The organism is Streptomyces sp. P5F9 (genome assembly GCF_057961495.1).
Genome location: NZ_JBXVPZ010000383.1, coordinates 1 through 9,637 on the forward strand (window position 1 = coordinate 1; position 9,637 = coordinate 9,637).

Annotated in this window: 6 protein-coding genes; 3 read left to right on the top strand and 3 right to left on the bottom strand. The window is 68.8% G+C overall.

Annotated elements, in window-relative coordinates:
* The first annotated feature begins 35 nt into the window (after positions 1-35).
* Together recD2 and AC31A1_RS39285 are read left to right on the top strand one after the other, a co-directional pair.
* Positions 36-2,321 carry an SF1B family DNA helicase RecD2 gene (recD2, locus tag AC31A1_RS39280; protein WP_489657865.1) on the top strand — a complete coding sequence of 762 codons (2,286 nt, stop codon included), beginning with the start codon at positions 36-38 and terminating at the stop codon, positions 2,319-2,321.
* A gap of 180 nt (positions 2,322-2,501) precedes the next feature.
* On the top strand, positions 2,502-3,791 hold the full coding sequence (locus AC31A1_RS39285) for a citrate synthase (RefSeq protein WP_489657866.1): 1,290 nt from the start codon (positions 2,502-2,504) through the stop codon (positions 3,789-3,791).
* An 872-nt stretch (positions 3,792-4,663) separates the two neighbouring features.
* Here AC31A1_RS39285 and AC31A1_RS39290 read toward each other — a convergent pair.
* The 3 genes from AC31A1_RS39290 to AC31A1_RS39300 form a co-directional block, all read right to left on the bottom strand.
* Positions 4,664-6,937, bottom strand: coding sequence for a heavy metal translocating P-type ATPase (locus tag AC31A1_RS39290; RefSeq protein WP_489657867.1), 2,274 nt, complete (start codon positions 6,935-6,937; stop codon positions 4,664-4,666).
* A 208-nt stretch (positions 6,938-7,145) separates the two neighbouring features.
* Positions 7,146-7,385, bottom strand: coding sequence for a heavy-metal-associated domain-containing protein (locus tag AC31A1_RS39295; RefSeq protein ID WP_489657868.1), 240 nt, complete (start codon positions 7,383-7,385; stop codon positions 7,146-7,148).
* Positions 7,386-7,457: 72 nt separating this feature from the next.
* Positions 7,458-8,408, bottom strand: a complete 951-nt coding sequence (locus AC31A1_RS39300; protein WP_489657869.1) for a PrsW family intramembrane metalloprotease — start codon at positions 8,406-8,408, stop codon at positions 7,458-7,460.
* 61 nt (positions 8,409-8,469) lie between these two features.
* Between AC31A1_RS39300 and AC31A1_RS39305 the strand changes: the two genes are divergently transcribed.
* Positions 8,470-9,637, top strand: a 1,168-nt coding sequence (locus AC31A1_RS39305; protein WP_489657870.1) for a cation:proton antiporter, incomplete at its 3' end; no start/stop codon positions are given.

Below are 9,637 nucleotides of genomic sequence, written 5' to 3' on the forward strand. Positions count from 1 at the left end.
CCCCCACTGTCACACCCGCCCGGTACCGTCGACGCATGTCCAACCAGGCGGCAAAACCGGGGACCCCCACCGGCGAGCGACACCTCGCCGTCCTCGAAGGTGTCCTGGAGCGCATCACCTACGCCAACGAGGAGAACGGCTACACGGTCGCCCGTGTCGACACCGGCCGAGGCGGCGGCGATCTCGTCACCGTCGTGGGCGCGCTGCTCGGCGCCCAGGCCGGTGAATCCCTGCGCATGGAGGGCCGTTGGGGCTCGCACCCCCAATACGGCAAGCAGTTCACCGTCGAGAACTACACGACCCTCCTCCCCGCCACGATCCAAGGCATCCGCCGCTACCTCGGCTCCGGCCTCGTCAAAGGCATCGGCCCCGTCTTCGCCGACCGCATCACCCAGCACTTCGGCCTGGACACCCTGCAGATCATCGAGGACGAGCCCAAGCGCCTCATCGAGGTTCCCGGGCTCGGCCCCAAGCGGACCAAGAAGATCGCCGAGGCCTGGGAGGAGCAGAAGGCGATCAAGGAGGTCATGCTCTTCCTCCAGACCGTCGAGGTGTCCACGTCGATCGCGGTCCGCATCTACAAGAAGTACGGCGACGCGTCGATCTCCGTCGTCAAGAACCAGCCGTACCGCCTCGCCTCCGACGTCTGGGGCATCGGGTTCCTCACCGCCGACAAGATCGCCCAGTCCGTCGGCATCCCGCACGACAGCCCGGAGCGCGTCAAGGCAGGCCTCCAGTACGCCCTTTCGCAGGCAACCGACCAGGGCAACTGCTACCTCCCCGAAGAGCGGCTCATCGCCGACGCGGTGAAGCTCCTGCAAGTCGACACCGGCCTCGTCATCGAGTGCCTCGCCGAACTCGCCCTGCCGGACGAGGAGTCGGGCGACCCCGGTGTCGTACGGGAGAAGGTCCCCGGTCCCGACGGCAGCCCCGACCCCGTCACCGCCGTCTACCTCGTCCCCTTCCACCGCGCCGAACTCTCCCTCGCCGCCCAGCTCCGCCGCCTCCTGCACGCGGACGCGGACCGCATGCCCGGCTTCCACGACGTGGCCTGGGACAAGGCGTTGACCTGGCTCAAGGGGAAAACGGGCGTGGAACTCGCGCCCGAACAAGAGGCCGCCGTCAAGCTCGCCCTCACGAAAAAGGTCGCCGTCCTCACCGGCGGCCCCGGCTGCGGCAAGTCCTTCACCGTGCGCTCGATCGTCGAGTTGGCCCGCGCCAAGAAGGCCAAGGTCGTCCTCGCCGCCCCCACCGGCCGCGCAGCGAAACGCCTCGCCGAACTCACCGGTGCCGAGGCATCGACTGTCCACCGCCTCCTGGAACTCAAGCCCGGCGGCGACGCGGCGTACGACAAGGACCGCCCCCTGGACGCCGACCTGGTGGTCGTCGACGAGGCCTCCATGCTCGACCTGCTCCTCGCCAACAAACTCGTCAAGGCCGTGCCCCCAGGGGCCCACATCCTCTTCGTCGGAGACGTGGACCAGCTCCCCAGCGTCGGCGCCGGCGAGGTGCTGCGCGACCTGCTGGCCGACGGCGGTCCGATCCCCGCCGTGCGCCTCACGCGCGTGTTCCGCCAGGCCCAGCAGTCGGGCGTGGTGACGAACGCGCACCGGATCAACTCCGGCCAACACCCCGTCACCGACGGCATGAAGGACTTCTTCCTCTTCGTCGAGGACGACACGGAGGAGGCGGGCCGGCTCACCGTGGACGTGGCGGCCCGGCGGATTCCGGCCAAGTTCGGGCTCGACCCGCGCCGGGACGTGCAGGTACTCGCGCCCATGCACCGGGGACCGGCGGGCGCGGGCAACCTCAACGGCCTGCTGCAACAGGCGATCACACCCGGCCGCCCCGACGTCCCCGAGAAGCGGTTCGGCGGCCGGGTCTTCCGCGTCGGCGACAAGGTCACCCAGATCCGCAACAACTACGAGAAGGGCGAGAACGGCGTCTTCAACGGCACGGTCGGCGTCGTCACCTCACTCGACCCGGTGGACCAGCGCCTCACGGTGCTGACGGACGAGGACGAGGAGGTTCCGTACGAATTCGATGAACTGGACGAGCTGGCGCACGCGTACGCGGTGACCATCCACCGCTCCCAGGGCAGCGAGTACCCGGCCGTGGTGATCCCGGTCACCACGAGCGCGTGGACCATGCTTCAGCGGAACCTGTTGTATACGGCCGTCACCCGGGCCAAACAGCTGGTTGTGCTGGTCGGATCGCGCAAGGCGATCGGCCAGGCCGTGCGCACGGTGTCGGCGGGACGACGCTGCACGGCACTGGACTTCAGACTGAGCATGAAAAATGATCGATCAAATGAGTCATGAAGGTCACACAGCACTTCCAGATGCCGGGGTGGAGGGGGCAGGATGAACAGGTTGGCGGCACTGAGTGCCGCCAATAGGCCCAATGGTCGACCCCGAGTGCACTCTCCTGCGCCAAATGGGGGATGGTAGAGACAGTCAGGGCAACCTCGAAGAAGAGGCACAACGTCGGTGAGGGATGACGTGAGCGACAACTCTGTAGTACTGCGGTACGGCGACGGCGAGTACACCTACCCGGTGATCGACAGCACCGTCGGCGACAAGGGCTTCGACATCGGGAAGCTCCGCGCCCAGACCGGTCTGGTGACGCTGGACAGCGGTTACGGGAACACCGCCGCCTATAAATCCGCCATCACCTACCTCGACGGTGAGCAGGGCATCCTCCGGTACCGCGGCTACCCGATCGAGCAGCTGGCCGAGCGCTCCACCTTCGTGGAGGTCGCCTACCTGCTCATCAACGGCGAGCTGCCCACCGTCGACGAGCTCACCGTGTTCAAGAACGACATCACGCAGCACACCCTGCTGCACGAGGACGTCAAGAACTTCTACAAGGGCTTCCCGCGCGACGCCCACCCGATGGCGATGCTGTCGTCGGTCGTCTCGGCGCTGTCCACCTTCTACCAGGACAGCCACAACCCGTTCGACGAGAAGCAGCGCAACCTCTCCACGATCCGGCTGCTCGCCAAGCTTCCGACGATCGCGGCGTACGCCTACAAGAAGTCGATCGGCCACCCGTTCGTCTACCCGCGCAACGACCTCGGCTACGTCGAGAACTTCCTGCGGATGACCTTCTCGGTCCCGGCGCAGGAGTACGACCTCGACCCGGTCGTCGTCTCCGCGCTCGACAAGCTGCTGATCCTGCACGCGGACCACGAGCAGAACTGTTCGACCTCCACGGTCCGCCTCGTCGGCTCCTCGCAGGCCAACATGTTCGCCTCGATCTCGGCCGGCATCAACGCGCTGTGGGGCCCGCTGCACGGCGGCGCCAACCAGTCGGTCCTGGAGATGCTGGAAGGCATCCAGGCGAGCGGCGGCGATGTCGACTCCTTCATCCGCAAGGTGAAGAACAAGGAAGAGGGCGTCCGCCTGATGGGCTTCGGCCACCGGGTGTACAAGTCCTTCGACCCGCGCGCCAAGATCATCAAGGCTGCCGCGCACGACGTCCTCTCGGCCCTCGGCAAGTCCGACGAGCTGCTGGACATCGCCCTGAAGCTCGAAGAGCACGCGCTGTCCGACGATTACTTCATCTCGCGCAACCTCTACCCGAACGTCGACTTCTACACCGGCCTGATCTACCGGGCCATGGGCTTCCCGGCCGAGATGTTCACGGTCCTGTTCGCCCTGGGCCGCCTCCCGGGCTGGATCGCCCAGTGGCACGAGATGATCAAGGAGCCCGGTTCGCGTATCGGGCGCCCGCGCCAGATCTACACGGGTGTCGTCGAGCGGGACTTCATCCCGGTCGAGGGTCGCTGAAGCACTCTGCCAAGAACTCCGCTGGGTCCGTAGGTGGTTCGCTGCGGGCCCGGTGGGGGCTGGTCGCGCAGTTCCCCGCGCCCCTAAAGACGGGGCGCTGCAGCAGAGCGGCAACTCCGGACCACGGCAAGACCGCGCCCCTTCAACTCCCTTGCCCTACGCGGCGAGTGAGCCGAAGGGGCGCGCCTGTGTCGAGAGCCCCAGCGCGCGGAGGCGCGCAGCGCCGAGCACGGTGGGGCTCTCGACACAGGCTTTGGCGCCCCGGAGGCGAACCGAGCCTCAAAAAAGGGGTGAGAAGAAGGCGCCCTGCCGACGGTCCCCCCACGGGCCGGCGTACAGGGCGCCTTCCCATGTCCCGGTGCGGATTCCCCCCACGGGATCCGGCCGGGCGTCTTAGAGAACCAGCGCCTGAATCGCTGTACTGCGTACTGCCGAAGCTCGATGAAGCTGAGCTTCGTTGAGTAGAACGAGCAAAACTCCTCGTACTACTGGGTGGAGCCAGTGATGTGTGCGATCTGCCGGGACATCGCACGTCGGGAGGGCCGCTCAAAGCTCCCCGTTGTACGTGCCCCGGCAACGCATCTCTGAGGAAGTCCCCCAAGACATCCTCAGATGCCAGTTCGCGCCCCCCAAGACGCTTGCTGACATCGTCAACTTAGACCTTCGAACCCCTTCGATGGTTACGTTCACATCACTGTGATCTGCGTCTCTTGCATATGTCCGTTAGATGCGCAAGAGCCCCGATGTCGTGGTCGGGACCCCAGCGTAAGGATGATGCGCGAGCCTTGTGAAGAGCTTATGTGAGGCCGTCGTCCGTCTCTAGGGGGACTCTTACTTCGACTTCCCGTAACTCCCGGTAACTTTGCGGAACTTCAGCGAAATGTCCGAAGTCGCAGGCTGTTGGAGACCACGAACACCGACGAGAAGGCCATCGCGGCCCCCGCGATCATGGGATTCAGCATCCCCGCGGCGGCGAGGGGGAGCGCCGCCACGTTGTATCCAAAAGCCCACACGAGATTGCCCTTGATCGTGCTGAGCGTCCGCCGGGACAGCCGGATCGCGTCCGCGGCCACCCGAAGGTCCCCGCGCACCAGCGTCAGATCGCTCGCCTCGATCGCCGCGTCCGTCCCGGTGCCCATCGCGAGCCCGAGATCGGCGGTGGCGAGCGCGGCGGCGTCGTTCACACCGTCGCCGACCATGGCGACGCTCCGCCCCTCGCCCTGCAGCCGTCGTACGACAGCGACCTTGTCCTCGGGCAGCACCTCGGCGATGACATCCCCGGGGCCGATCCCGACGGCGGCGGCCACGGCTTCCGCGACCGCGCGGTTGTCGCCGGTCAGCAGCACCGGGGTGAGTCCGAGGGCCCGCAGCTCCCGTACGGCCTCGGCGCTGGTGTCCTTGACCGCGTCGGCGACGGCGACGACTCCGCGCGCCGTTCCGTCCCAGCCGACCACCACGGCCGTACGTCCGCCGCTCTCGGCCTCGGACCTGGCGCGGGCCAACTCCTCCGGAAGCTCGTCGAAGAGGCGCCCCACGGCCACCTCACGGCCCTCCACGCGGCCGCGTACGCCGCGCCCCGGCACGTTCTCGAAGTGCTCGGCGGACGGCAGCGGTCCGACCCGCTCCTCCGCGCCCGCCGCGACGGCCCGTGCGACGGGGTGCTCGGAGGCGTGCTCCAGGGCGCCCGCGAGCCGCAGCAGCTCCCGCTCGTCGGTGCCTTCGGCGACGTAGACCTCCTGGAGGGTCATGCGGCCGGTGGTGATCGTGCCGGTCTTGTCGAGGACGACCGTGTCGACGCGGCGGGTGGACTCCAGGACCTCGGGGCCCTTGATCAGGATGCCGAGCTGGGCGCCGCGGCCGGTGCCGACCATGAGGGCGGTCGGGGTGGCCAGGCCCAGCGCGCACGGGCAGGCGATGATCAGCACGGCGACGGCCGCGGTGAACGCGGCGGCCACATCGCCGGTGACCCCGAGCCACCCCCCGAAGGTGCCGACCGCGATCAGCAGCACCACCGGCACGAAGATCCCGGAGATCCGGTCGGCGAGCCGCTGCACCTCGGCCTTGCCGTTCTGCGCGTCCTCCACCAGCCGCGCCATCCGCGCGAGTTGGGTGTCCGACCCGACACGGCTCGCCTCTACGACGAGTCGCCCGCCGGCGTTCACGGTCGCGCCGGTGACCGTGTCACCCGGTGCCACGTCCACCGGCACCGACTCGCCGGTCAGCATCGACGCGTCGACCGCCGAGGCGCCCTCGACGACGGTGCCGTCGGTCGCGATCTTCTCCCCGGGCCGCACGACGAAACGGTCGCCGACCGCCAACTCGGCCACGGGCAGCCGTACTTCACGGCCGTCCCGCAGTACGGCGACGTCCTTGGCGCCCAGTTGCATGAGCGCGCGCAGGGCCGCGCCCGCACGGCGCTTGGAGCGGGCCTCCAGATACCGGCCCAGCAGGATCAACGCGACGACTCCGGCGGCCACTTCGAGGTAGATCGTCGAGGCGCCGTCCGTACGCGAGACGGTGAGGCGGAACTCGTCGTGCATGCCGGCCATGCCCGCGTCGCCCCAGAACAGCGCCCACAGCGACCAGCCGAACGCGGCCAGCGTGCCGACCGAGACGAGGGTGTCCATGGTGGCGGCGCCGTGCCGCGCGTTGGTGAACGCGGCCCGGTGGAACGGGAGTCCGCCCCAGACGACGACGGGCGCGGCGAGGGTGAGCGCGAGCCACTGCCAGTTGTCGAACTGCAGGGCTGGGATCATCGACAGCAGCACGACGGGCGTGGCGAGGAGGGCGGAGACGGTCAACCGCTCGCGCAGGGAGGCGAGTTCGGGGTCCGGGGCGTCCTCGGGGGCTTCGGCCTCCGGCGCCGGCGGCGCGGGTTCCTCGGCGGTGTACCCGGTCTTCACCACGGTCGCGATGAGGTCGGCGACCTGGATGCCCGCCGGGTAGCTGACCTTCGCCTTCTCGGTCGCGTAGTTGACCGTGGCGCTGACACCGTCCATGCGGTTGAGCTTCTTCTCGACGCGGGCCGCGCAGGAGGCGCAGGTCATCCCGCCGATGAGCAGCTCGACCTCGGCGGCGGCGGATTCGGGGGCCGCGGCTATGGGTGTCTCCGCGGTGCTGGGTGTCGCTGCGGTGGTGCTGGTCATGTCCGGACTCCAGACATCGGACCGGACCGCACGGAGCCAGTATCAGCTGGTCGGCACGGCCCGGTCGGAAAACTGACGTGTGGTGCGGGGTGCTCCGCTGGAAAGGCCAGGACGGGTCGTCGATCGTCTGCGGCTTCGTCGTGGCTGGTCGCGCCCCGCGGCGGAGCCGCATATCGATACAGCCCCGCCCCTTCGGGGCGCTGGTGATTCAGACCTGGCCGGCGAGCTCGAAGCCCGCCTCGTCGACCGCCGCGCGGACGGTCTCGTCGTCGAGGGGGGCGGCGGAGACGACGGTGACCTCGCCGGTCGACGCGACGGCCTTCACCGAGGTGACGCCGGGCAGCCCGGAGATCTCGCCGGAGACGGAGCCCTCGCAGTGTCCGCAGCTCATCCCGCTCACCTTGTAGACGGTGGTGACGGAACCCTGGGTGTCGGTCTGGGCGGTCATGTCGTTCTCCTCGTGGAGGCGTGCGGGGTCGGAGTGGCCCACGGTGGCTCACTCTGTCCTCAGACTATACCCCTAGGGGGTATTTCTCCAAGAGGGGTCGCGCCGGGCGAGCGACCGCACCCAGGTGATGCCGAGCAGGGCGACGAGCACCATCCCTCCCACCGAGAACATCGTGAACAGATGCTCCTGTTGGTCGGTCGGACTCGGGATGTACCCCTGGGCGAACAGCCGCTTGTCCAGGCCCGTGCCCGACAGTCGGGCCACCAGCCAGATCGCGATGCCGTGCGTCGAGTCCCACAGGGCGTGCAGCAAGGAGACGCCGAGATACGTGCCGATGACCGGGGCGGTGAACCGGAAGCGCCCGTTCAACTGCCGGTACGTGAGCAGGACGCCACCCGCGATCGCCGTCCACAGGCCGTGCCCGAAGGGCGCGAGGACCCCGCGCAGGATCTCGGTCTCCAGGAGCGCCCGCAGATCGATGCCCTTGGCGGAGACGGCCGCGTTGAACGCGTACCCGGCGCTCTCCAGGGCCGCGAACCCGAAGCCGACTGTCGCGCCGAGCACCAGCCCCGCACGGATCCCGTGCAGCCGGGGCTGCCGGCGCAGCACGAACACCAGCGCCCCCAGCTTCACGGCCTCCTCGATGAGGCCGACGCCGACGAACATCCACAAGGAGGGATGCAGCAGGTAGTACTCCATCACCGAGGCTCCCAGCACCCCGAGCGTGCCGCCGGTCAGGAAGCAGCCCAGGATCACGCTGACACCCAGGTCCCGCCCGTGCCGCTCGTACGCCCACAGGACGAAGGTCACCGGCACCAGGAAGCTGCCGAGCAGGATCAGCGTCGGCAACAGGGTGGTGTTCTTCGTCGCGTACGTGACCAGCGCGGTCAGCACCCACAGCGCCAGCCCGCCGCCCAGACAGTGCTTCCACAGGCCGGTATGGATCTGGGGGTACGTCGGCGGCGGCTGCTGCGGCCCGGGGATGCGGGCCCGGGGCGCACCGGGCGGCGGAGAGTAGGTCACGGCAAATCCCCTCGTACTCCTACAGGGCAGATTTACCGGCACTTTATGGTAGATACACCTCATGTCGCAGTCCGGGACGCTCATCCTGATCATGGCCATCGCCGTACTGGCACCCCTGCTGGCCTACGCGATCGGCCGTTGGCTCCCGGTCCCGCTGGTCATCTTCGAGATCCTCCTGGGCATCCTCGTCGGTCCCGACGTACTCGGCTGGGCGGGCGACGGACAGGTGATCGACACCCTCTCCGACCTCGGTCTGACGATGCTGATCTTCCTCGCCGGGTACGAGATCGAGTTCGACAAGATCCGGGGGGACACGCTCAAACGGTCGGTACGCGCGTGGCTGATCTCCTTGGCCGTGGGCCTGGCCCTGGCCACCCTGCTCTCCGGCTGGTCCAAGGGTGTCTACATCGGTACGGCCCTCACCAGCACCGCCCTCGGCACGGTCCTGCCGGTGCTGCGCGACGCGGGTGACCTGCACTCGCGCTTCGGCTCCGTGATGCTGGCGGTCGGCGCGGTGGGGGAGTTCGGCCCGATCATCGCGATGGCACTGCTGCTGAGCGGCCGGGCGCCTGGCCGATCGACGGCCGTGCTCGCCGTGTTCGCCCTGCTCACGGCCGCGGCCGTGTGGTGGGCGATGCGCCCCCGTCCGCCGTGGTTCTCCCGGGTCATCGCCAAGACCCTGCACAGCAGCGGCCAGTTCGCCGTACGCCTGGTGGTGCTCCTCCTGGCCGTCATGCTGGGCATCTCCGGGGCCCTCGGCCTCGACACCCTCCTCGGCGCCTTCGCCGCGGGCCTGATCACCCGCCTGGTGCTGCACGGCGCGGCCCCGGAGAGCGCGGGTTCGGTCCTGGAGAAGGTGGAGGCGATGGGCTTCGGCTTCCTGGTGCCGGTGTTCTTCGTGGTCACCGGCATCGAGTTCGACCTGGACGCCCTGCTGTCCGGCGGCCACGCCCTGCTCCTGCTCCCGGTGTTCCTGGCCCTCTTCCTGCTCGTCCGCGGCCTTCCGGTCTACGTCCTCGCCCCGCGCGATCTCGTACGACGGGACCGGCGCGCCCTCACGCTCTTCGCCTCGACCGTGCTGCCACTGGTCGTCGCGATCACCACCATCGGGGTCGACGACAAGGTGCTGAAGCCGGCGGACGCGGCCGCGCTGGTGGGGGCGGCCATGGTGTCGGTCCTGGTGTTTCCGCTGGCCGCGCTGCGGTTGCGGGGGGAGCGGGTTTCGGGGG

What these genes read in the sequence shown, in the direction of transcription:
- recD2 (WP_489657865.1), top strand. Translation starts at nt 36, where the DNA reads ATGTCCAACCAGGCGGCAAAACCGGGGACCCCCACCGGCGAGCGACAC.
- AC31A1_RS39295 (WP_489657868.1), bottom strand. Translation starts at nt 7,385, where the DNA reads ATGACCGCCCAGACCGACACCCAGGGTTCCGTCACCACCGTCTACAAG.
- AC31A1_RS39290 (WP_489657867.1), bottom strand. Translation starts at nt 6,937, where the DNA reads ATGACCAGCACCACCGCAGCGACACCCAGCACCGCGGAGACACCCATA.